Origin of the sequence: Pseudoxanthomonas sp. CCNWLY206-1 (assembly GCF_039710385.1) — a bacterium.
Lineage (GTDB): Bacteria > Pseudomonadota > Gammaproteobacteria > Xanthomonadales > Xanthomonadaceae > Pseudoxanthomonas_A.
Genome location: NZ_JBDKXI010000003.1, coordinates 388,198 through 411,656 on the forward strand (window position 1 = coordinate 388,198; position 23,459 = coordinate 411,656).

Genomic DNA, 23,459 nt, shown 5'->3' on the forward strand with positions numbered 1-23,459 from the left:
GAGGTGCACGACAAGTGCAGACAGATGTGACCCTATCGGCATGGAAAGGTCCGTGACGATGCTCACGGTACGACCATAGCAGCACGGCACCCGTGTCTTATTCGGTCGGTCAGCGGCCTCGCAAGGCGAGGACCGGCGCCCAGGGCCGCACCGGCAAATGGCCGGGGCGGCTCCCCGGGAGGCCTAGCGGTCGCCGATAGGCACGAACGGCAGGTCTTCCGGTCCGGTGTAGTTGGCGCTCGGGCGGATGATCTTGCCGTCGATGCGCTGCTCGATGACGTGCGCGCTCCAACCGCTGGTGCGCGCAATCACGAACAGCGGCGTGAACATCGCCGTCGGCACGCCCATCATGTGGTAGCTGACCGCGCTGAACCAATCCAGGTTGGGGAACATCTTCTTGATGTCCCACATGACTGCTTCCAGACGTTCGGCGATGGCGTACATCTTGGTGTTCCGCTGCTCTTCGGACAGCTCCTTCGACACCTGCTTGATCACCTGGTTGCGCGGGTCGCCGACGGTATAGACCGGGTGACCGAAGCCGATGATCACTTCCTTGCGCTCCACCCGCGCCTTGATATCGGCCTCCGCTTCATCCGGCGTCTCATAGCGCTTCTGCACTTCGAACGCCACTTCGTTGGCACCGCCGTGCTTGGGTCCGCGCAGCGCTCCGATGGCGCCAGCGATACAGGAGTGCATATCGCTGCCCGTACCCGCGATGACACGTGCGGCGAACGTGGACGCGTTGAACTCATGTTCGGCGTACAGAATCAGCGACGTATGCATCGCGCGCACCCACGAATCGCGTGGCTTTTCGCCGTGTAGCAGATGCAGGAAATGCCCGCCGATGGAGTCATCATCGGTTTCCACATCGATCCGCTTGCCGTTGTGACTGAAGTGATACCAGTACAACAGCATCGATCCCATCGATGCCATCAGCTTGTCAGCAATGTCGCGCGCGCCCGGATGATTGTGGTCGTCCTTTTCCGGCGAGACACAGCCCAGCACCGACACACCGGTCCGCATCACATCCATCGGGTGCGCGGAAGGCGGCAGTTGCTCCAGCGCGGCTTTCACCGCTGCCGGTACGCCACGCAGAGACTTCAACTTGGTCTTATAGCCCTTCAGTTCGGCAAGGTTCGGCAACTTGCCGTGCACCAACAGATAGGCGATTTCCTCGAACTCACTGCTGGTCGCCAGGTCCAGGATGTCGTAGCCGCGATAGTGCAGGTCATTGCCGGTACGGCCAACCGTGCACAACGCGGTGTTGCCGGCGGCGGTGCCGCTCAGGGCGACTGATTTCTTGGGTTTGAAGCCGCTACTAGGGGCGTCGGTCATTACGTATCTCCAAAGACAAAGGAAAACCAAGATGGTCTTTGCTTCTCTTCCCCTCCCAGGAGAAGGTAAACATCATTTCTTCGCTGCGAACAATGCGTCCAGCTTCTGTTCGTACTCGTGATAGCCGATACGCTCGTACAGTTCCTCGCGTGTCTGCATCAGCTCGACCACGTTCTTCTGGTGGCCATCGCGACGGATAGCGGTGTAGACGGCTTCGGCCGCCTTGTTCATCGCCCGGAACGCGGACAACGGATAAAGCACGATGCCGACACCCGCGCTTTTCAGTTCCTCGACCGAGAACAACGGCGTCTTGCCGAACTCAGTGATGTTGGCCAGCACCGGCACTTTCACCGCGTCGACAAAGCGCTGATAAGTGGGCAAGTCATAAGCGGCTTCCGCGAAAATACCGTCCGCGCCCGCTTCGACGCAGGCGATGGCGCGTTCGATAGCCGCGTCCACGCCATCGACTTGGATGGCATCGGTGCGGGCGATCAGGAAGAAATCCGCATCGGTCTTGGCATCCGCCGCGGCTTTCACCCGGTCCGCCATTTCGCTGGCCGACACAATCTCCTTACCGGGACGATGACCGCAGCGCTTGGCGCCGACTTGGTCCTCGATATGGCATGCCGCCGCACCGGCTTTGATCAATGATTTCACGGTGCGCGCGATATTAAAGGCACTCGGACCAAAGCCCGTGTCGATATCGACCATCAGCGGCAGATCGCATACATCGGTGATGCGGCGTACGTCGATCAGCACATCGTCCAGCGTATTGATGCCCAGATCCGGCAAGCCCAGTGAACCTGCTGCTACACCGCCACCGGAGAGATAGATCGCGCGATAGCCGGCCCGCCTGGCCAAGAGCGCATGATTGGCATTGATGGCGCCGATCACCTGCAGTGGTGATTCCTCGGCGAGTGCAGCGCGAAACCTGGCGCCAGCGGACAACGTGTTTGCCATGAGATTCTCCGTTCCGCTGCGCTCATGCGCAGCAGGCCATTTTAACTGACTAGTGCCCGCGCCAAGCGCTTCCGGACTTTCACCCGGCCATTCCTTCCGAAACCGGGCTTTTGCTTTGCAGCAAAAAAATGGGCGGCCAGTGGCCGCCCATCGCTGCAACTTTGCAGGACCCAATCAGCCCAGCAAATGCGCCACGCCAGCGCGCTCTTCTTCCAGTTCCGCCAACGTCTTGTCCATGGCGGCGCGGCTGAATGCATCCACTTCCAAGCCTTCAACGCGCTTGTACTCGCCGTTTTCGGTGATCACCGGCACGCCGTAGATGACGCTTTCCGGAATGCCATAGCTGCCATCGGACGGCACGCCCATGGTCACCCACTTGCCATTGCTACCCAGCACCCAGTCGCGGATGTGGTCGATCGCGGCGTTCGCTGCGGAGGCGGCGGACGACAGGCCGCGCGCCTCGATAATCGCGGCGCCGCGCTTGCCCACCTGCGGAATGAAGGTGTTCGCGTTCCAATCGGCGTCATTGATCTTGTCCTTCAGCGACACGCCCTTGGCGGTGGCGAAGCGATAGTCCGGATACATGGTCGGGCTGTGGTTGCCCCATACGATCAGATTTTCGATATCGCCCACGGCGACGCCGGCCTTGTTGGCCAGCTGGCTCAGCGCGCGGTTGTGGTCCAGACGCAGCATCGCGGTGAAGTTCTTGGTCGGCAGGTCGGGCGCCGATTTCATGGCGATATAGGCGTTGGTATTGGCGGGATTACCGACCACCAGCACCTTGACGTTACGGCTGGCGACCTTGTTCAAGGCGGCGCCCTGCGCGGTGAATATCTTCGCGTTTTCCAGCAGCAGGTCCTTGCGTTCCATGCCGGGGCCGCGCGGGCGGGCACCGACCAGCAGCGCCACGTCGACGTCCTTGAAAGCCACTTCCGGATCGTCGGTACCGACCATGCCGGCCAGCAGCGGGAACGCGCAGTCTTCCAGTTCCATCATCACGCCCTTGAGCGCGGCCTGGGCTTTGTCGATCGGCAGTTCAAGCAACTGCAGGATGACCGGCTGATCCTTGCCGAGCATTTCGCCGGAAGCGATGCGGAACAGCAAGGCGTAGCCGATCTGGCCGGCAGCGCCGGTGACCGCAACACGAACGGGAGTCTTCATTGGTTGTCCTCTACAGTGGATCGTGGGGTGGTATTAGAGCCTGTTAACACTCAGGCCCTAGTAGACGTCGTAACCGAGCGGCGTCAGGTTTTCTTGCAGCGCCACGGTGTCGTAGCCTTGAATGACGCGTTGTCCCACCACGGTGACGGGCACGCCCTGGGTGCCCAGCGCGGTGGCGGCACGGCGGCCTTCTTCGGTATCGACATCGAGTACGCGATAACGCACTTCGGCAAGTTCGAAATCTTTTTGCTGCTTGCGGCAATAACCGCACCATTCCGCCGCCAGCATGATCACGCCCTTCTCGCCGGTTCGTGTCCGCGGATCATCCGGATGGAGCTTGTCTTCGCCCGCATTGTGCCAAGCGTAGATACCGCCCGCCGAAGCGATCAACAGCAATAGCCAGATGATGGGACGCATGAGTCGGATATGTTCCCGTCAGGCCAGTTCGGCGAAGAATTCTTGAAAGCGCTGCAGTCCAGGCGCCAACTGCGCCGTCGGGCAGGTGTAGCTGATGCGCAGCGCACGCGGCTCACCGAACGCAGATCCCGGCACGCAAGCCACACCTTTGGCTTCCAGCAAGGCCGCGCAGAAATCAACATCATTTCCAATCACCACGCCATGGTGCGACTTGCCGAACGCGCAGCTGATATCCGGAAACACGTAGAAAGCACCTTGCGGACGCGGGCAGACCACACCCGGAATTTCCGCAAGTGCCGCCAGTACCTGATCGCGTTTTGCCTGGAATTCGGCGTTCCTCGCGATCGGCACATCCTGCGGCCCCGTCAGCGCGGCAATCGCGGCTGCCGTGGTCACTTCCGGGATGTTGGTGATGTGGTTGGAATTGAGCGTGGTCACCGCTTGCGCGATGGCTTCGGGTCCGGCCATGAAACCCACTCGCCAACCCGGCATGCCATAGGTCTTGGACAGCGAATCGACGAATATGGTGCGGCTGCGTAACTCCGGGCGAACCTGCACGAAATTGGAGTACCGCAGGCCATCGAACAGCATGCGGTTGTAGATATCGTCGGTGATGATCCACGTCTCGGGATATTTCACCAGCACGTCGGCCAGCGCCGCGACTTCGTCTTCCGTGTACACCATGCCGGTCGGATTGGACGGATTGTTGAACAGAAACACCTTGGGCTTATGGGCCGCCAGCGCTTCATCCAACTGCGACGCCTTGAGCTTGTAGTCCTGGCTGGCCGGGCACGGCAGCTGGAGCGCTTTCGCTCCGACGATATCGGCGATATCGGCGTAGGTGGTCCAATACGGCGTTGGAAAGGCGATGGTGTCGCCTTCGTCCAGCAGCGTTTCGGCCAGGTTGTACAGAATATGTTTGGCGCCGATGCCGGTGGACAAGTTGGCGCGGGTATAGCCGGTCAGTCCCAACGCTTCCACGTGCATGAGGAACGCATCCAGCAGCGCTTCAGCGCCGCGGTTGCTGCCGTATTGGCCAGAGTCCTTGGTAAGTGCATCGCGCGCCGCCTGATACACATGTTCGCCCGGCAGGAAATTGGGCACGCCGATGGAAAAGCTGATGATGTCCCGGCCTTCGGCCTTGAGCTTCTTCGCCTTCTCGGCGACCGCCATGATCGCACTGGGCTTGGCGCGACCGATGCGCCGGGCAAGCGTGGGCATTACAGAACCTCGTGATGAGGAAGACGAACGGTTGTTTCGGCGGTGTGTTTTTGCGGCGCGAAATTTTAGCACGGGCCTTTCCGCCGCCCGGATACGCCAATGGTCCCATTGTTCCTCCCGGCGGTGCCGGGAGGAACGACACGGATCAGGCGCTCAAGTACCGGTTCCACTCCGCCACGCGGTCGGCCTTGGCGGCCAGCACGGCGTCGGTGTCGCCTTCCAGGGTGACGGAGTTGATCTCGTCATCCTGTTTCACGCTGTCCACCACGTCCAAGCCTTCGATGACCTTGCCGAACACTGTGTGCTTGCCATCCAGCCAGGGGGTCGCCACATGGGTGATGAAGAACTGGCTGCCATTGGTATTGGGGCCGGCGTTGGCCATCGACAGCACGCCGCGCTCATGACGTACGCCGTTGTTGGTCTCGTCTTCGAAGCGGTAGCCAGGACCGCCGCGGCCGGAACCCTCCGGGCAGCCGCCCTGGATCATGAAATCGGGAATAACCCGGTGAAACTTCAGGCCGTCGTAGAAACCTCGCTTGGCGAGGTTCACGAAGTTGGCGACCGTCAGCGGCGCCTTGTCAGGATAGAGCTCGATCTTGATCGGGCCGCGCGATGTATCGAAGGTAGCAATCAGGGACATGAGGGCTCTGGGGTGGTAGGGAATTGGAATGAAAATGGCGGGAATAAACGGTAATTCAAGTCGATTCCATTCGTTTTTATGCTTAATCCGGGTTGATTGTCGGCCAGACAAGTCATAAAGCCGTTGTCTAACACGGTATAATACGCTCCATTCCTCCCTAAGCCTTGCGCGCAGTTCGGTGCGCCTTTCCGCATGTCCATCCAGAATCTCCGCAATATCGCTATCGTCGCCCACGTCGACCACGGCAAGACCACCCTCGTCGACTGTCTGCTGAAGCAGTCCGGCACGCTATCCGAGCGCACCGTGCTTGCCGAGCGCGTGATGGACAGCAACGATCAGGAAAAGGAACGTGGCATCACGATCCTGGCCAAGAACACCGCCATCACCTGGCAGGGCAACCGCATCAATATCGTCGACACCCCAGGCCACGCCGACTTCGGCGGTGAGGTCGAGCGCGTGCTGTCGATGGTCGACTCGGTGCTGATCCTGGTCGATGCGATGGACGGCCCCATGCCGCAGACCCGCTTCGTCACCCAGAAGGCCTTCGCGATGGGCTTCAAGCCGATCGTCGTGGTCAACAAGATCGACCGCCCCGGCGCACGTCCGGATTGGGTCATCGACCAGGTGTTCGACCTGTTCGACAAGCTGGGCGCCACCAACGAACAGCTCGATTTCCCGATCGTCTACGCCTCGGCGCTGCACGGCTACGCCAGCCTGGACGATGCCGCACGCGAAGGCGACATGACCCCGCTGTACGAAGCGATCATGAAGCACGTCCCCGCGCCTGCCGTGGATCCGGATGGCCCGTTCCAGATGCGCATCAGCCAGCTGGACTACAACAGCTTCGTCGGCCTGATCGGCATTGGCCGCATCCAGCGCGGCAAGGTCAAGAAGAACCAGCCGGTCAGCATCGTCAGCCGCGAAGGCAAGAAGCGCCAGGGCAAGGTGCTGCAGGTGCTCGGTTTCATGGGCCTGGAGCGCATCGAAGTCGAGGAAGCCGAAGCCGGTGACATCGTCGCCATCTCCGGCGTCGCGGATCTGAGCATCTCCGACACCGTCTGCGCGCTGGACGCCCCGGAAGCGTTGCCGGCCCTGACCGTCGACGAGCCCACCATCAGCATGACCTTCCAGGTCAACAACTCGCCGTTCGCCGGCAACAAGGACCTGTCCGGCGGCAAGTTCCTGACCAGCCGCCAGATCCGCGAGCGCCTGGAACGCGAAACCCTGCACAACGTTGCGCTGAAGGTCGAGGAAGGTTCGGACCCGGACAAGTTCCTGGTGTCCGGCCGCGGTGAGCTGCATTTGTCGGTGCTGATCGAAACCATGCGCCGCGAAGGCTTCGAGCTGGCCGTCTCGCGCCCCGAAGTGATCATCAAGGAAATCGACGGCAAGCTGATGGAGCCGGTCGAACAGCTGGTGGTCGATGTTGAAGAACAGCACCAGGGCGGCGTCATGGAGAAACTGGGCATCCGCAAGGGCCAGCTGAAGAACATGGAATCCGACGGCAAAGGACGCGTGCGCCTGGACTACATGATCCCGGCCCGCGGCCTGATCGGTTTCCAGAATGAGTTCCGTACGCTGACCCAGGGTTCGGGCCTGCTGTTCCACGTATTTGATCACTACGGTCCGAAGGAACAAGGCGCCATCGCCAAGCGCCAGAACGGCGTGATGATCGCCAATGCCGCCGGCACCACCCCCGCCTATTCGCTGGGGCCGTTGGAAGAGCGCGGCAAGCTGTTCGCCGCCGAAGGCGACAATGTCTACGAAGGCCAGCTGATCGGCATCCATTCGAAGGACAACGACCTGACCGTCAACGCCATCAAGCCCAAGCCGCTGACCAACATGCGCGCTTCCGGCAAGGACGACGCGATCAAGCTGACCCCGGCCATCAAGTACACGCTGGAACAGGCGCTGGATTTCATCGAGGACGATGAGCTGGTCGAAGTGACCCCGAAGGAAATCCGCCTGCGCAAGAAGCACCTGAACGAAAGCGACCGCAAGCGCGCCTCTCGCGCGGCTTGAGGTAGGCCAGGGGTTTCATGCAAACGGGCAACGCCGCCTGCGACCCGAGTCCCAACGTCCATCTAGGACTGCATCTGATTGCAGTCTTCGAAGGCTTGAAGGGGCTTCTGGCGCTGGCGGCGGCCGTCAGCTTGGCGTTGCTGGGGCCGCAACCGCTGCGCGACGCAGTGTCGGATCTGATTTCCAGGTTTCATCTCAATCCCGATCACGGCGTACTGCCCGGGCTGCTGAATGCCATCAACCCCGGGGCTGTGCACCTGGCAGTGATCATCCTGCTGATTTACGCGCTTATGCGCTTGCTGGAAGCATGGGGCCTCTGGCTTGCCCGCGTCTGGGCGTCCTGGCTGGGCTGTCTGGGCTCAGCTGCCTATTTGCCGCTGGACCTGTATGCGTTGTACTACCACCATGGCTGGCATACCTGGGCGGTGCTGGTCGCCAACCTGATCATCGTTGCGGTACTGGGACGCGACATCCTTAAACGACGCGCCGGCAAACACCGCGGGATTTGACGCACGCCCATGAGACTGCGTAGCCTGCGGTGCACTTCCTGGGGATTTGGAATGCGTCGACTTGCGCTGCTGATCGCCATCCCGCTCGCCCTTGCGGCTTGCCAACAACAGGCACCTTCGTCTGCGGACGAAATGGCGGAATCGCCGATCGATTTCACCTTCGCCGAAATGGACATCGAGAGCCTGCAGGAGCGCATGCGCAGCGGTGAGTTGGATAGCCGCACACTGACGCAGGCCTACCTGGATCGCATCGCCGCCACCGACAAGGCCGGCCCGCACCTCAACGCCGTCATCGAGATCAACCCGGACGCGCTGAAAGAAGCCGCGCTGCGCGATGTCGAGCGCAAGCAGGACGCGGTGCGTGGTCCGCTGCATGGCATCCCGATCCTGCTGAAAGACAACATCGACGCCACGCCCATGGTCACTTCGGCCGGCTCACTGGCGTTGAAGGATTTCCGCCCATCACAAGACGCTTTTCTGGTGCGACGACTGCGAGAGGCTGGCGCGGTAATCCTGGGCAAGACCAATCTCAGCGAATGGGCCAACTTCCGCTCGATGCACTCCACCTCCGGGTGGAGCGCGCGCGGCGGGCAAACCCGCAATCCGTATGCCCTGGACCGCAACCCCTGCGGCTCCAGTTCGGGCAGCGCTGTCGCGGTGGCGGCTAACCTGGCCGTTGCCGCCATCGGCACCGAGACCGATGGCAGCATCCTTTGCCCTGCCGCCGTCAACGGCATAGTCGGTCTGAAGCCCACCGTGGGGCTGGTCAGCCGCAACGGCATCATCCCGATCTCCCATAGCCAGGACACTCCCGGCCCCATGACCCGCAGTGTTGCCGACGCCGCACTGCTGTTGGCGGCGCTGGCCGGCCGCGATACCGCCGATCCGGCGACCGACAACGCGGCGTGGAACGTCACCCTGGATTACCCTGCCCGCCTCAAGCCCGATGCGCTCAAGGGCGCCCGGATCGGTGTGCTGCGCAGCAGTTTCAATATCCACCCCGACGCAGCGGCAGCCATGGAAGCGGCGATCAAGGTAATGCGTGATGCCGGCGCCACGGTGGTCGACGCAGAGATTCCCACCGAAGGACAGTGGGAGGATGACGAACTGGAATTGATGCTCTACGAGTTCAAGTTTGGATTGGAGCGCTACCTGGCCGAACGCGACGCACCACTGAAGACCCTGACGCAACTGATCGGCTACAACCAGCAGTACCGCAGGTCGGAGATGCCCTATTTTGGACAGGATCTGTTCGAACTGGCCGAACGCAAGGGCAGCCTGGGTGAAGCGAGCTACATCACCGCCCGCAGCCGCGCCCGGCGCCTGGCCGGTCCCGAAGGCATCGATGTGGCATTGGAGGCTCAACGGCTTGATGTGCTGATCGCACCCACCACTGGTCCAGCCTGGCTGACCGATCACAACGCTGGCGATCATTTCCCCGGGGCGGGATACAGCGCGGCGGCGGTCGCCGGGTATCCCAGTTTGACCGTGCCCATGGGGCATAGCCATGGACTGCCTCTGGGCATCGCTTTCATGGGCACTGCTTGGAGCGAACCACGCCTGATTGAGCTGGGTTACGCCTACGAACAGCTGACACGCGCCCGGAAGCCACCGGAATACTGGCCGACGCTGCCCACGCCTCCGGTCAACGGCCGCTGATCGTTGACGCGGTCGGTCGTCATCCGCCTAACTTTGCCGCACGCGCCAACCGGCGAGCACCGGCGTAGCATGCATCCAGCGCCGTAGCCCTGAACGTTCGCCTTTGGGGGACTCTGAGATGGCCAATCCCGACCGCGCTTTCGAACTACGCGCGCTCAGCGGCTCCCAATCCGCTTCGACCCGGCGTTTGCGCCGTTTCTACGTGTTGGCGGGTCTGTTGCTGGTGTTGGTGATACTGATCTCCAGCTGGTTCAGCTACGTGGCCTGGATGCAGGCCGGCGGCTACGGCAAAACCCAGATCGTGCTGATGCTCGGAGGCTTCGTCGTCGGCGCATTACTTTTTGTGCTTGTGATCCGGCTGGCACGTGCGGACAGACGCAGCCGCGCGCTTCTGGACGCGGTAGCGGATCATCTGCCGGCACTGGTCGCTTACGTGGATCGTGACGGCTGCTATGGCTTCGCCAATCGCGCCTGCCGCGAGTGGTTCGCATCGCACGGGGCCTGGAGCGGGCGATCCCTGGATGAGGTGCACGCGGACGACCCGCGCTTTCGCGACTCCCTGAAGCGTGCGATGCGCGATTGCACGGCGGAGCATTCGCTTACCTGGGAAGCGGAAATAGGTCAGCCGCCCCGGCCAGCGCAGCTCCATTTGGTGCCGGACGTGGAGAAGGACCAGCGGATTTCCGGCTGGTACCTGATGGCCAACGACATCAGTCAGCAACACCGCGCCAACCACGAATTGTCGGCAGCACGCGATCACCTGAAACGCATCACCGAAAATCTGCCCGCGTTGATCGCGCAATACGATCTCGACGAACGGGCGGTTTTCTTCAATCGGGCCTGCGCTGAAAAAGTCCTTTGGAAGCAACCGTTCCGTCCAGGCATACATGCTCGCGAACTGTTCGGCGACGATGCGTATGCCAAGCGCAAGCCCTACATCGATGCGGTGATGTCCGGTCGCGATGTCGATTTCGAAGGCACCTTCAACATGGTTGATGGCCTCCGGCGCATGCATACCTACTACACGCCGGATATCGGCGACGACGGAGACATCTGCGGATTCTTTGTGATGGCCATCGATGTCACCGAGAAAAATCGACTGGAACACGCGCTTCACGATGCCAACGAACGGGCCGAAGTCACGCTGACTTCGATCAGCGAAGCGGTGATTACCGTCGACGCGGATTCACGGGTCACCTATATGAATCCGGCCGCGGAGACGCTGAGCGGCTGGACTTTGGAAGAGGCGCTGGAACAACCGCTGGAGGCGGTGGCGCCGTTGACCAGAACCAGCGAGGTGACTTCTCCGGAAGAACTGCACCCGGTTGCCTTGGCCGGCGATATCGAGCTGATACGGCGCGACGGCAGCCGCTTGTTGGTGGAGCGTTCGCGATCGCCGATCCATGATCGCGACGAAGCCGTTATCGGCTGGGTCATGGTGTTGCGAGACATCACTGAAGCGCGAGCATTGAGTTCGCGCATGACGTACCTGGCCCATCACGACGCACTGACCGGCCTGCCCAATCGCCTGCAGCTCAACGAGACGCTGAGCCTGCTTATCATCAATGCGACCAACCGTGGCAACGGCATCGCCGTCTTGTTCATCGATCTGGATCTGTTCAAGCACGTCAATGATGCCCTGGGCCACCATACCGGCGACCAGCTGCTGCAGCAGGTTGCGCGCCGCCTGCAGCGCAACATCGGCACCGCCGGCAGCGTGTACCGGACGGGCGGCGACGAATTCGTGGTGGTGCTGGATAACGTCATTGGCCGCGACGGCGTGCTGCAGATGGCGGAACGTCTGCTTGCCATCGCAGGTACGCCCTACACGGTGGCGGCGCACGAACTGCACCAGGCTTTCAGCATCGGTGTCGCGCTATTTCCCGAGGACGGCTATGACGCCTCCACGCTGATGATGCGGGCTGATGCGGCGATGTATCTGGCCAAGCGCAGTGGCCGCAACGCGGTGCGCTTCTATACACGCGAGTTGGCGACCAGCGTCGAGGCCCGCATCGAACTGGAAAACAGTTTGCGCCGTGGCCTGCGCAATGGCGATTTATTGCTGCACTATCAGCCGCAGATAGACCGGCAAACCGGCCACATTGTAGGCGTGGAAGGATTAGCGCGCTGGCAGCGCAGCGAGCGCCTGGTGCTGCCTGGCGAATTCCTGCCCATTGCCGAAGAAACAAACCTGATCGTCGATATCGACCGCTGGGCAATCCAGGCGGCCTGCCGTCAGAACCGCATCTGGCAGCAAGCTGGACTGCCTCCCATCCGCGTGTCGGTGAATATCGCGGCCGCCAACTTCGATACCGATCAATTGGTCGAGACGGTTACCGCGGCGCTGGAGGACAGTGGGCTGGCGCCGGAATTCCTCGAACTGGAAGTTACCGAAACCACCATCATGCGCGACGTGCAGCGTACCGATCGGATCTTGCGCGCGCTCAAGGCGCTGAGAGTGCGCATCGCGATCGATGATTTCGGTACCGGCTTCTCCAGCCTGAGCTACCTGGGCAATTATGGTTTCAATGTACTGAAGATCGATCAATCCTTCGTGCGCGACGTCACGGAGCCTAACCAGGGCGCCATCACCCGCGCCATTATCGGACTCGCCAACCAACTGCAATGCCGCACGATCGCCGAAGGAGTTGAAACGCCGCAACAGGCTGCGTGGCTGGCCGATAACGGCTGCGACGAAATGCAGGGAAATCTATTCAGTCCACCCTTGCCGGCAGCGGATTTCGCACGCCTGCTTGCACGCAGGAATCGATGGACGATTCCATCGCCATCACGGACGATGGGGAGTCATTGGTCGTGATGAAGCCAATTTTTGGGCTTGGTGAAATCTTCCTGCCTGCCTTGGAGGAAGTGGAGTCCGCCAAGGCGACGCAGGATTAGCTGCGTGGCGGAATGGATAGCGTCAGTATGGCGGGTCGAGACCCGCCCTACGCCGTGACGGCGGGTGCTGCGACCTGGTTCTGCTTGCGTACGATGGACATGGCGATTTCGAGCGATTGCTCATAGTTCATGCGCGGGTCCACCGTTGAACGATAGGCACGTTCCAGATCCACATCGGTAAGCTCGCGCGCACCGCCGGTACACTCGGTCACATCTTCGCCTGTCAGCTCCAAGTGCACGCCACCCAAACGGGTACCCGCGGCGGCATGCAGATCGAAGGATTGTTCGACCTCGCTTCGGATGTTGTCGAAACGGCGAGTCTTGAAACCGTTCGGCGTGCTTTCGGTATTTCCATGCATCGGATCGCATACCCAAAGCACTCGACGGCCATCGCGGCGCACAGCATCCAGTAGCGGCGGAAGCTTCTCGGCGATCTGCGCGGCACCCATGCGATGGATGAAGGTCAACCGCCCCGGTTCGTCTTCCGGATTCAAGATATCGATCAAACGCAATAGCTGATCCGAACTGGCCGATGGCCCAACCTTGATGGCGATGGGATTGCGCACACCACGCAGGTATTCCACATGCGCGCCATCGACGGCAGCGGTTCGCATGCCAATCCACGGATAGTGCGTGCTCAAGTTGAACCAGCCCCACTGCCGCGGCACTTCGCGCGTCAGGCCTTCCTCATACGGCAGTAGCAAGGCTTCATGCGAGGTGTAGAAATCAATGCGATTGAGGTTGTGCACTTCCGAACCGGATAGCGTCTCCATGAAGCGAACCGCATCGCCAATGGAGGTCACCATGTGCTGGTATTCGTTGGCCAGCGGCGAATAGCCAACCCAACTGAGATTCCAATACTCAGGGTGGTGGAGATCGGCGAAACCGCCATCGATCAGTGCACGCACGAAGTTCATGGTCATCGCTGATCGTGCGTGTGCCTTGATCATTCGCCGCGGGTCGGGCACCCGAGCCTCTGCGGTGAACTCCGGTTGATTGACCAGGTCGCCGCGATAACTCGGCAACGTAACCCCATCGCGAGTTTCCGTGTCGGCGGAACGTGGCTTGGCGTACTGGCCGGCGAAACGACCTACTCGAACCACCGGCAGGCGCAAACCGTGCACCAGCACCAGGCTCATTTGCAGCAACACCTTAAGCCGGTTGGAAATCAGGCCTGATTCGCAATCGCTGAAGCTTTCCGCGCAATCGCCACCCTGCAGCAGGAAGCGCTTGCCTTCCTGCGCTTCGGCCAGCTGCTTCTTCAATGACAGAATTTCCCAGGACGTGACCAGCGGCGGCAACTGCCGTAGTTCCGCCAGCGCCGACTCCATCGCGGTCGGGTCCGGATACGTCGGCATCTGCAATGCCGGGCGGGCGCGCCAGCTGTCCGGCGCCCAATCGGCCGGGAGGTGTACAGCTTGGAGGTTGCGGTCGGTCTGGCTCATAAGAATCCTTTTCGGCCCACCATCCTGCCAGATTGATGCGCCGCGTCAATTATCGGAAGGTACGCGTCTTGCGCCCGCGAAACCCGGCGTATAACGCCCAGAGTGCCAGCAGCACGAACCAGACCAGGCTCCATGCCGGCATGGCCAGGCCCAGGAACGTCCAATCGACCAGGGCGCACTCACCTGAACCAGTGAATACCTTGCGCAGCACGTCACCCAGCGGGAAGGCTTCCATCATGTAGGACAAGTCAGGCCCGCAGGCCGGCACCTGGTCCGGCGGCAGATTCTGCAACCAGACATGCCGGCCGGCGATGCTGATGCCCACGCCGGCGGCGACCAGCGACAACAGCGCATACGTGCCACGGCCACCTTTGCCTTTCGGCGAGTGCAATGCCCCCAGCAGAAATACCCCGGCCAGCAATAGGAAAGCGCCTCGCTGGAACGTGCACAGTGGGCAAGGAACCAGGCCCTGGAAATGCTCGAGATACAGGGCATACCCCAGCAGGCCAGCGCAGATAACGAAGCCGAGCAGATACTGCGCCCGAAAGGTCCAGCGGAAAGGATTCATCAGCCAAGCTTCTCGACAGAGAAAGGAAGTCCGCATTATCCACATGCTGCCGCTGTGGCGTCACCCGTCACGATGGGCGTCATGCCAAGGCTTCGAGAAAGGCTGAAACGAAAACCCCGGCACAGGGCCGGGGTTTTCTTGATGACAAAGCGGCTGTTCGATTATTCGGCAGCAACTTCCGGACGATCTACGAGTTCCACATAGGCCATCGGCGCATTATCGCCAGCGCGGAAACCGCACTTGAGGATACGCAGGTAGCCGCCCGGACGCGTCTGGTAACGCGGACCCAGGGTGGTGAACAAGGTACCGACGGCTTCCTTGTCGCGCAGACGCGAAAAGGCGAGACGACGGTTCGCAACGCCATCGATCTTGGCGAGCGTGATAAGCGGTTCGGCGACGCGGCGCAGTTCCTTGGCCTTGGGCAGCGTGGTGCGGATCAAGCCGTGCTTGATCAAAGAAGCCGCCATGTTGCTGAACATGGCATCGCGGTGGGCGCTGGTGCGGCTGAACTTGCGGCCGGATTTCTGGTGGCGCATGGTCTTGGTTCCTGATGAATGTTGAAACTACTGGAGTTCGCTGTCGCCTTCATGGCGTTGAAACATGGACTGCGGATGGTCCGAGCCGGCCCTTCTTGGCCGGACGTTGCCGCGAGCCTTCAGGCTCGTCGGCGTTACTGTTGCTTTTGCTCCGACTCCCGAATATCAGGGATTCGATTTATTGCTTTCAGCCCAGCATGCCGTGCTGAGCGACGCCAGCCGGCGGCCAGTTCTCCAGCTTCATGCCCAAGGACAGGCCGCGCTGGGCGAGGACTTCCTTGATCTCGGTCAACGACTTCTTGCCGAGGTTCGGGGTCTTCAGCAGCTCGACTTCGGTCTTCTGAATCAGATCACCGATGTAATAGATGCTTTCGGCCTTGAGGCAGTTGGCCGAACGCACCGTCAGCTCCAGATCGTCGATCGGGCGCAACAGCACCGGATCCACGCCGCTCGCTGCAGGCTTGGCCGCACCACGATCGCGATGGGTGAAGTCGCCGAACACCGACAGCTGATCGCTCAGGATGTCGGCGGCGGTGCGCACGGCTTCCTCGGCGTCGATGGTGCCGTTGGTTTCGATATCGAGCACCAGCTTGTCCAGGTCGGTACGCTGCTCGACGCGCGCGGCTTCCACCGCGTACGCGACGCGGCGGACCGGCGAGAACGATGCGTCCAGCACCAGACGACCGATGACGCGGGTCTCTTCATCCGGACGGCGACGGGCGGCGGCGGGCTGGTAGCCAAAGCCGCGCTCGATCTTCAGGCGCATGTTGACCGCCGTGTCCTTGGTCAGATTGCAGATGACCAATTCCGGGTTGAGGATTTCGACGTTGTGGTCGGTCTTGATGTCCGCGGCGGTCACCACGCCCGGGCCTTGCTTGGCCAGGGTCAACGTTGAAGAGTCGCCGGTATGAATGCGGATAGCGACGTCTTTAAGGTTCAACAGAACTTCAAGCACGTCTTCTTGCAGGCCTTCGATGGTGCTGTATTCGTGCAGCACGCCGTCGATCTCGACTTCGGTGATAGCGAAGCCGGGGATGGACGACAGCAGCACGCGGCGCAGCGCGTTGCCGAGCGTATGGCCGTAACCACGCTCCAGCGGTTCGATGACCACTTTTGCGCGATTGCCGCTGAGGCGCTCGATCTGCGGGCCGCGGGGGCGCAGCACTTGCTGAGTAATACCCGTCATGTTGCTTTGTCTCCTGCGATCCCCCGGCTTTCCCGGGGGTGCGTGAATGAATTACTTCGAGTACAACTCGACGATCAACGCTTCGTTGATGTCGGAAGGCAGGTCAGAACGTACCGGGACAGTCTTGAACACGCCGCTGAACTTCTTCGAGTCCACTTCGACCCACGAGGGGCTGAGATCGAGTTGTTCGGCCACGGTCAGGGATTCCTGGACCCGCAGCTGCTTCTGAGCGCGCTCGGACAATTCGATCGCATCGCCGGCTTTCACCTGATACGACGGCAGATTGACCGACTTGCCATTGACCAGTACGCCACGGTGCGAGACCAACTGGCGAGCGGCCGGCCGTGTCACCGCAAAACCCATGCGATAGATCACGTTGTCCAGACGGGTTTCCAGAAGCTGCAACAGGTTTTCACCGGTGTTGCCCTTCTTGGTCGACGCCTTCTTGTAGTAGTTACGGAACTGGCGCTCCAGCAGACCGTAGATACGCTTGACCTTCTGCTTTTCGCGCAGCTGGGTAGCGTAGTCGGACAGCTTGCCCTTGCGGGCGGCACCATGCTGGCCGGGCTTCTGCTCCAGCTTGCACTTGGAATCCAGCGCACGCGCCGGGCTCTTGAGGGAAAGATCGGCGCCTTCGCGGCGCGCGAGCTTACAGGTAGGACCAATATAACGAGCCATTTCTCTTCAGCTCCTCAGACGCGACGCTTTTTGGGCGGACGGCAGCCGTTGTGCGGGATCGGCGTGACGTCGATGATGTTGGTGATCTTGTAACCAACATTGTTGAGAGAACGCACAGCCGACTCACGGCCGGGGCCGGGGCCCTTGATGCGTACTTCCAGCGACTTCAAACCGTAATCCAGCGCGGCGCGACCGGCTTTTTCAGCGGCGACCTGTGCGGCGAACGGGGTGGACTTGCGCGAACCACGGAAACCCGCGCCGCCCGAAGTGGCCCACGACAATGCGTTGCCCTGACGGTCGGTGATGGTGACGATGGTGTTGTTGAAAGAAGCGTGGACGTGGGCGACGCCATCGGTGATGACGCGCTTGATCTTCTTCTTGACTTTAGCTGCTGCTGGCTTGGCCATGATGTGCGCCCCTTACTTCTTGATGGCTTTGCGCGGACCCTTGCGGGTGCGGGCATTGGTGCGGGTGCGCTGACCACGTAGCGGCAGGCCGCGACGATGACGCAGGCCGCGGTAGCAGCCCAGGTCCATCAATCGCTTGATGGCGATGCCCACTTCGCGACGCAGGTCGCCTTCGACGATGTACTTGCCGATCTCGGCGCGCAAACGCTCGACTTCGGGTTCGGACAGGTCGCGGATCTTGGTGCTCGAAGCAACGCCTGCGGCTTCGCAGACCTTCTTCGAACGGGTACGGCCAATGCCGTAAATGCTTTGCAAACCGACCCAGACATGCTTCTGGGCAGGCAGGTTGACACCTGCAATACGCGCCATGACGCGGTCTCCAACTTTGTTGATGGCCCGGAAGCGGTCGATCCCTGGCGGGATCTGGGCACGCGGGCGGAGTGAACTGGAAAGTTTAACAAGATCTCGGGTTACATGGAAGCCCGTGCCGGCCAAAGACCAGCACGAGCCCGGCATGGGGAGTGTGCCCATGCTCCGGCGCCGGAACCCGCCTGGTGCGGTGCAACCGGATTGCTCCGAGTGACCGCACCGCCCGCGCTACTCTGGCGCAGGACTGGCTTGTTCTCACCTGCGCACGAGATCGCTGCACAGGCCGCCCTTTCTTGAGATCTGCCCGAAGGACCGATCTCCGCGGAGGGAATCCGCTTCGTATTCTTAGCCGCGGGCCAAACCGCCGCGCGAGCCGCCTTTCAGATTCGCCTTCTTCAACAGGCTTTCGTACTGGTGGGACATCAAGTGCGCCTGGATCTGCGCAATGAAATCCATCACCACCACCACCACGATCAGCAGCGAGGTGCCACCGAAGTAGAACGACGTATTCAGCTGGGTCCGCATCACTTCCGGCAACAGGCAGACCGTTACCAAGTAGAGCGAACCGATGGCCGTAAGGCGGGTAAGCACTGCGTCAACATAGTCAGCAGTCGCCTTGCCTGGCCGGATGCCCGGAATCAGCGCGCCCGACTTCTTCAGGTTTTCAGCGGTTTCCTGCGAGTTGAACACCAGCGCCGTGTAGAAGAACGCAAAGCCGATGATCATTGCGGCAAACACGATCATGTGCAGCGGCTCACCCGGAGCAAGTGCTTGCGATATGCGCTGCAGCACATTGGCGGTTTGACCGCCCTGCCCCGACCACATCGCCAGCGTCGCGGGGAACGCCAGGATGCTGGAAGCGAAGATCGGCGGAATGACGCCAGCCATGTTCAGCTTCAACGGCAGGAACGAGGTCTGGTTCATGTACGCGTTGCGGCCACCCTGGCGGCGCGCGTAGTTCACTGTAATCCGGCGCTGGCCACGCTCGACGAACACCACGAAGAAGGTGAACGCCAGAACCACCAGCACGATCAGCAGCAGCGAGATGAAACTCAGGGTGCCGTCGCGGAACGCGCCGACGGTCTGAATGACCGCGCCCGGCAAGCCCGCCACGATACCGGCGAAGATGATCAGCGAAACGCCGTTGCCGACGCCGCGCTCTGTGACCTGTTCGCCCAGCCACATCAGGAAGATCGTGCCTGCGGTCAATGCCACCACCGCGGTAAGCACGAAGCCCATGCCGGGCGCGTACACCACCGGCATGCCGCCTGGTGCAACTTGATTCTGCAACGCAACGGCGATACTGCCGCCCTGCACGACCGCCAGCAGCACCGCGCCGATGCGCGAGTACTGGGTGATCTTGCGGCGACCAGACTCGCCTTCTTTCTGCAGCGCTTTTAGCGTGGGGAAGATGTGCACGCCCAACTGCATCACGATGGACGCAGAGATATACGGCATGACATTCAGTGCGAAGATGCTGAAGCGGTGCAAGGCGCCGCCCGAGAACATGTTGAACATGTCCACGATGCCGCCGCCCTGCGCCTGCATCATCGCCAGCATGGCATCGGGATTGACGCCCGGCACCGGTATGAAGCAACCGATGCGGTAGACGATCAGCGCACCTACGACGAACAGCAGGCGCTGGCGAAGTTCGGTGAACTTGCCTGCGCCCGCCAGCGCACCGGCGGCATTACCCTGCGCCATGCGTCCGTTACTCCTGCACGCTGCCGCCAGCGGCTTCGATAGCCGCCTTGGCACCTGCGGTGGCTGTCACGCCCTTCAGCACGAACTTCTTGGTCAGTTCGCCTTTCAGGACGATCTTCGCGCGCTTGGCGCTGGTCGGAACCAACTTGGCGGCACGCAGTGCGGCGAAATCGATTTCACCGGCTTCCAGCTTATCCAGCTGATAGGACAGCACTTCCGCGCAATCCAGCTTCAGCTTGGAGCGGAAACCGACCTTCGGCAGACGCTTGATCAGGGGCATCTGGCCGCCTTCGAACTTGGCCTTGATCTTGCCTTTGCCCGAACGCGCGAACGAACCCTTGTGGCCACGGCCGCAAGTCTTGCCCAGGCCGGAACCGATGCCGCGACCGACGCGCTTGCGCTCGGTGCGAGCGCCGTCGGCGTGTGTAAGTGTATTGAGATGCATTTGGATTACTCCTCGACCTTGACGAGGTAGTGGACTTTATTGATCAGGCCGCGTACCTGCGGGCTGTCCTTCAGTTCACGCACATCGTTGAGCTTGTTCAGGCCCAGTGCCTTCACCGACAAACGGTGAATAGCCCGGGAACCACGCAGACCGCGTACGAGGCGGACTTTAACGGTGCCGCCATTGACGGTCGTGTTGGACTCATTAGCCATTGAGGAGTTCCTCTACTTTCTTGCCGCGCTTGGCCGCGATGCGGGACGGCGACTGCATGTCACTCAGGCCCTTCAGCGTGGCGCGCACCAGGTTGATCGGGTTACGCGAACCGACGGCCTTGGCCAGCACGTTCTTGACGCCGACCGCTTCCAGCACGGCGCGCATCGCGCCGCCGGCGATGACGCCGGTACCTTCGGAGGCGGGCTGCATGAACACGCGCGCCGCGCCGTGGCCGGCCTTGACCGGGTGCCACAAGGTGCCGTTGTTCAGGTCGACGTTCAACATACCCTTGCGGGCATATTCCATCGATTTCTGGATGGCGACCGGCACTTCACGCGCCTTGCCGTAGCCGAAACCGATCTTGCCGTTGCCGTCGCCCACCACCGTCAACGCGGTGAAGGTGAATTGACGACCGCCCTTGACCGTCTTGCTGACGCGGTTGACCGCGACCAGCTTTTCGATCATGCCGTCATCGACTTTCTCTTCGCGGTTACGGTCGCGATCACGACCCCGCGGTGCACGTTCTTCTGCCATTTCCAGTTTCCTTGATTGATTGAGTATGTACGGCTTGGCCGCTTATGGTTGTGGAGTGTTGCGGTGGAGCGGCGACATCTGCAGAAGAGACGTCGTGCCCGGTGCAGCCCGCACCGGCAGGTCGAAACGTGGGCGAACCCACGCTTCTTCAATGCTTAGAACTGCAAGCCGCCTTCGCGGGCAGCGTCGGCCAGTGCCTTGATGCGGCCGTGATAGCGGTAGCCCGAGCGATCGAACGCGATCTTCTCGATGCCCGCGGCCTTGGCACGCTCAGCAATCACACGACCCACCTTGGCGGCGGCATCGGTGTTCTTGCCGTTCTTCAGGCCTTCCTTGACGTCAGGCTGCAGCGTGTTGGCGGCGGCGATGACGGTTGCTCCATCGGCGCTGAACAGCTGGGCGTAGACATGCTGGCCGGTGCGCAGCACCGACAGGCGCGGCACGCCGAGCTCGCGGATGTGCGCACGGGTCGACTTGGCGCGACGTAGACGGGCGGTATTCTTGATGCTCATGATCTGATTCCTCGAAGCCGAAAGCCCAATTAGGCCTTCTTCGCTTCCTTACGGATGATGGTTTCGTCGGAGTACTTCACGCCCTTGCCCTTGTAGGGTTCCGGCGGACGGAAACCGCGGATCTTGGCCGCCACTTCACCGACGCGCTGCTTGTCGGCGCCCTGGACCAGAATTTCGGTCTGGGTCGGAGTAGCGATGGTGATGCCTTCCGGGGTCTTGAACACGACCGGGTGCGAGAAGCCCAGCGACAGGCTGAGATCCTTGCCCTGCATGGCGGCGCGATAACCCACGCCAACCAATTCCAGCTTGCGTTCAAAACCTTCCGAGACGCCCTTGACCATATTGGCCAGGATGGCGCGGATGGTGCCGGTGATGGCATCGCGCGAGGCATCGGCCGGAGCCAGATTGACGTTGCCGTCTTCCAGCTTGATCTCGACGCCGGCGGGCTTGGCGATCGACAAGGTGCCCTTGGGGCCCTTGACGCTGACGCTGTCCGCTTGGATGTTCAGTTCGACGCCCTTGGGCACGCCGATCGGCAATTTGGCTACACGGGACATACAGTTACTCCGTTAGGCCACGAAGCACAGGACTTCGCCACCGACGCCCTGTTGGCGCGCCTGCGTGTCGGTCATGATGCCTTTGGAAGTGGAAATGATGGCGATACCGAGACCGGCAAGCACCTTCGGCAGATCGTCCTTGCCGCGGTACTGGCGCAGGCCAGAACGCGAGACGCGGCTCAGCTTGTCGATGACCGGCTTGCCTTCGAAGTACTTCAGGACGATTTCCAACTCGGCCTTGTTGTTTTCGGTCTTGGTCACGCGTGAATCCGCGATGTAGCCTTCTGCCTTCAATACGTCGGCAATAGCGACCTTGATCTTGGACGACGGCATTTTCACCGTCTGCTTGCCGACAGCGGCCGCATTCTTGATGCGGACCAGCATATCGGCGATGGGATCAGTCATGCTCATTAGTATTTACCTTTGAGTAGCACCGATATCCGCTTTCGCGAAAATCTTGGGATGTCCCTGGAAAACCCCAGGAGGTATGCGGCCCCGGAAAAGAGCCAGCCGCGGCTGGCCGCGGGAACCACACATTATACGACAACAAGTCCGGTCAATGCCGGACTTGTTTGACTACCGCTCCGGGGTGCTCCCGGAACCGGCAGATTTCTTACCAGCTGGCCTTGCGCAGACCCGGAACGTCGCCGTTCATGGTCGCTTTGCGCAGCATGTTGCGGCCCAGGCCGAACTTGCGGTACACGCCGCGGGACCGGCCGGACAGTTCGCAACGGTTGCGTTCGCGGCTAGGCGACGAGTCGCGCGGCAGCTTCTGCAGCTTGGTTACGGCTTCCATCTTCTCTTCAAAAGAAGCGGTGGTGCTGGAGATGGTCTTCTTCAGTGCGTCGCGCTTGGCGCCGTACTTTTTTGCAAGCTTGGCCCGCTTGATATCGCGGTTCACCATTGAGGTCTTAGCCATATTTGGTTTCCTGGCGTATCAGTTACGGAACGGGAACTTGAATGCTTCGAGCAATGCCTTGGCTTCGGCGTCGGTCTTGGCGGTGGTGGTGATGGCGATATCCATACCGCGGACGGCGTCGACTTGGTCGAAATCGATTTCCGGGAAGATGATCTGTTCCTTCACGCCCATGTTGTAGTTGCCGCGACCGTCGAATGAACGGCCGGACACACCACGGAAGTCGCGAACGCGCGGCAGCGAGATGCTGATCAGGCGGTCAAGGAATTCGTACATCTTGGCGCGACGCAGCGTGACCTTGCAGCCGATCGGCCAGCCGTCGCGGATCTTGAACGAAGCCACCGAGACGCGGGACTTGGTCGTGATCGGCTTCTGGCCACTGATCTTGGCCAGGTCGGCCACAGCGTTTTCCAGGATCTTCTTGTTCGTAGCGGCTTCACCGACACCCATGTTGATGGTGATCTTGGTGATCCGCGGAACTTGCATCGGATTGGTGTAACCGAACTTCTTCATCAGAGCCGGCGCCACTTCTTCCTTGTAGATTTTTTCGAGACGGGTGTTCATGAC

26 protein-coding genes are annotated in these 23,459 nt (G+C 61.2%); 4 read left to right on the forward strand and 22 right to left on the reverse strand.

The genetic code is table 11. From position 1 onward, the window contains the following. Positions 1–183: 183 nt before the first annotated feature. From prpC to AADW18_RS09410, 6 genes are all read right to left on the reverse strand, one after another. Positions 184–1,335, reverse strand: a complete 1,152-nt coding sequence (prpC, locus tag AADW18_RS09385) for a 2-methylcitrate synthase (RefSeq protein WP_337343107.1) — start codon at positions 1,333–1,335, stop codon at positions 184–186. A gap of 72 nt (positions 1,336–1,407) precedes the next feature. Then, a complete protein-coding gene (gene prpB / locus AADW18_RS09390; protein ID WP_337343108.1) occupies positions 1,408–2,295 on the reverse strand; it encodes a methylisocitrate lyase in 888 nt (295 codons plus the stop codon). A 174-nt stretch (positions 2,296–2,469) separates the two neighbouring features. Next, positions 2,470–3,456, reverse strand: a complete 987-nt coding sequence (locus AADW18_RS09395; RefSeq protein ID WP_337343109.1) for a malate dehydrogenase — start codon at positions 3,454–3,456, stop codon at positions 2,470–2,472. 57 nt (positions 3,457–3,513) lie between these two features. After that, on the reverse strand, positions 3,514–3,873 hold the full coding sequence (locus AADW18_RS09400; protein ID WP_337343110.1) for a glutaredoxin domain-containing protein: 360 nt from the start codon (positions 3,871–3,873) through the stop codon (positions 3,514–3,516). Between the two features lie 18 nt (positions 3,874–3,891). After that, positions 3,892–5,094, reverse strand: coding sequence for an aminotransferase class I/II-fold pyridoxal phosphate-dependent enzyme (locus AADW18_RS09405; RefSeq protein WP_337343111.1), 1,203 nt, complete (start codon positions 5,092–5,094; stop codon positions 3,892–3,894). A gap of 145 nt (positions 5,095–5,239) precedes the next feature. Next, the gene (locus AADW18_RS09410) at positions 5,240–5,734 is read right to left on the reverse strand and encodes a peptidylprolyl isomerase (protein ID WP_337343112.1); all 495 of its coding nucleotides are present in this window, start codon (positions 5,732–5,734) and stop codon (positions 5,240–5,242) included. Between the two features lie 192 nt (positions 5,735–5,926). On the opposite strand from AADW18_RS09410, the gene typA reads away from it, so the two are divergent. From typA to AADW18_RS09430, 4 genes are all read left to right on the forward strand, one after another. Next, positions 5,927–7,756: a translational GTPase TypA gene (gene typA, locus AADW18_RS09415; RefSeq protein ID WP_337343113.1), complete on the forward strand. Its 1,830-nt coding sequence runs from the start codon at positions 5,927–5,929 to the stop codon at positions 7,754–7,756. A 17-nt stretch (positions 7,757–7,773) separates the two neighbouring features. Continuing rightward, entirely contained in the window at positions 7,774–8,265 is a 492-nt protein-coding gene (locus AADW18_RS09420; RefSeq protein WP_337343114.1) for a DUF2127 domain-containing protein, read from the forward strand. 51 nt (positions 8,266–8,316) lie between these two features. Next, positions 8,317–9,924, forward strand: coding sequence for an amidase (locus AADW18_RS09425; protein WP_337343115.1), 1,608 nt, complete (start codon positions 8,317–8,319; stop codon positions 9,922–9,924). Positions 9,925–10,042: 118 nt separating this feature from the next. Next, the gene (locus tag AADW18_RS09430; protein WP_337343116.1) at positions 10,043–12,742 is read left to right on the forward strand and encodes an EAL domain-containing protein; all 2,700 of its coding nucleotides are present in this window, start codon (positions 10,043–10,045) and stop codon (positions 12,740–12,742) included. Between the two features lie 127 nt (positions 12,743–12,869). Here the strand turns inward: AADW18_RS09430 and AADW18_RS09435 are convergent, their stop codons facing one another. From AADW18_RS09435 to rplE, 16 genes are all read right to left on the reverse strand, one after another. After that, positions 12,870–14,267 (reverse strand): 3-deoxy-7-phosphoheptulonate synthase class II, encoded by a 1,398-nt coding sequence (locus AADW18_RS09435; protein ID WP_337343117.1) that lies wholly within the window; start codon positions 14,265–14,267, stop codon positions 12,870–12,872. Between the two features lie 49 nt (positions 14,268–14,316). Beyond that, positions 14,317–14,835 carry a disulfide bond formation protein B gene (locus AADW18_RS09440; RefSeq protein ID WP_337343118.1) on the reverse strand — a complete coding sequence of 173 codons (519 nt, stop codon included), beginning with the start codon at positions 14,833–14,835 and terminating at the stop codon, positions 14,317–14,319. 161 nt (positions 14,836–14,996) lie between these two features. Then, entirely contained in the window at positions 14,997–15,371 is a 375-nt protein-coding gene (gene rplQ / locus AADW18_RS09445) for a 50S ribosomal protein L17 (protein ID WP_337343119.1), read from the reverse strand. Positions 15,372–15,558: 187 nt separating this feature from the next. After that, on the reverse strand, positions 15,559–16,557 hold the full coding sequence (rpoA, locus tag AADW18_RS09450; protein WP_337343120.1) for a DNA-directed RNA polymerase subunit alpha: 999 nt from the start codon (positions 16,555–16,557) through the stop codon (positions 15,559–15,561). A gap of 51 nt (positions 16,558–16,608) precedes the next feature. Next, positions 16,609–17,235, reverse strand: coding sequence for a 30S ribosomal protein S4 (gene rpsD / locus AADW18_RS09455; RefSeq protein ID WP_337343121.1), 627 nt, complete (start codon positions 17,233–17,235; stop codon positions 16,609–16,611). Positions 17,236–17,249: 14 nt separating this feature from the next. Beyond that, positions 17,250–17,642, reverse strand: a complete 393-nt coding sequence (rpsK, locus tag AADW18_RS09460) for a 30S ribosomal protein S11 (RefSeq protein ID WP_337343122.1) — start codon at positions 17,640–17,642, stop codon at positions 17,250–17,252. Positions 17,643–17,654: 12 nt separating this feature from the next. Further along, positions 17,655–18,011, reverse strand: coding sequence for a 30S ribosomal protein S13 (rpsM, locus tag AADW18_RS09465; RefSeq protein WP_337343123.1), 357 nt, complete (start codon positions 18,009–18,011; stop codon positions 17,655–17,657). A gap of 345 nt (positions 18,012–18,356) precedes the next feature. Further along, the gene (gene secY, locus AADW18_RS09470) at positions 18,357–19,715 is read right to left on the reverse strand and encodes a preprotein translocase subunit SecY (protein ID WP_337343124.1); all 1,359 of its coding nucleotides are present in this window, start codon (positions 19,713–19,715) and stop codon (positions 18,357–18,359) included. Positions 19,716–19,722: 7 nt separating this feature from the next. Next, positions 19,723–20,166, reverse strand: coding sequence for a 50S ribosomal protein L15 (rplO, locus tag AADW18_RS09475; RefSeq protein WP_337343306.1), 444 nt, complete (start codon positions 20,164–20,166; stop codon positions 19,723–19,725). Continuing rightward, a complete protein-coding gene (rpmD, locus tag AADW18_RS09480) occupies positions 20,166–20,372 on the reverse strand; it encodes a 50S ribosomal protein L30 (RefSeq protein WP_337343125.1) in 207 nt (68 codons plus the stop codon). Before rpmD ends, rplO begins: the two co-directional genes overlap by 1 nt. Then, entirely contained in the window at positions 20,365–20,907 is a 543-nt protein-coding gene (gene rpsE / locus AADW18_RS09485; protein WP_337343126.1) for a 30S ribosomal protein S5, read from the reverse strand. Before rpsE ends, rpmD begins: the two co-directional genes overlap by 8 nt. A 155-nt stretch (positions 20,908–21,062) precedes the next feature. Then, positions 21,063–21,419 (reverse strand): 50S ribosomal protein L18, encoded by a 357-nt coding sequence (gene rplR / locus AADW18_RS09490; protein WP_337343127.1) that lies wholly within the window; start codon positions 21,417–21,419, stop codon positions 21,063–21,065. 29 nt (positions 21,420–21,448) lie between these two features. Next, on the reverse strand, positions 21,449–21,976 hold the full coding sequence (gene rplF, locus AADW18_RS09495) for a 50S ribosomal protein L6 (protein WP_337343128.1): 528 nt from the start codon (positions 21,974–21,976) through the stop codon (positions 21,449–21,451). A gap of 12 nt (positions 21,977–21,988) precedes the next feature. Then, positions 21,989–22,387, reverse strand: coding sequence for a 30S ribosomal protein S8 (rpsH, locus tag AADW18_RS09500; protein ID WP_337343129.1), 399 nt, complete (start codon positions 22,385–22,387; stop codon positions 21,989–21,991). 202 nt (positions 22,388–22,589) lie between these two features. After that, positions 22,590–22,895 carry a 30S ribosomal protein S14 gene (rpsN, locus tag AADW18_RS09505; protein WP_337343130.1) on the reverse strand — a complete coding sequence of 102 codons (306 nt, stop codon included), beginning with the start codon at positions 22,893–22,895 and terminating at the stop codon, positions 22,590–22,592. Positions 22,896–22,913: 18 nt separating this feature from the next. Further along, complete coding sequence (gene rplE, locus AADW18_RS09510; RefSeq protein ID WP_337343131.1) at positions 22,914–23,456, reverse strand: 50S ribosomal protein L5; 543 nt, start codon at positions 23,454–23,456, stop codon at positions 22,914–22,916. Between the last annotated feature and the right edge of the window lie 3 nt (positions 23,457–23,459).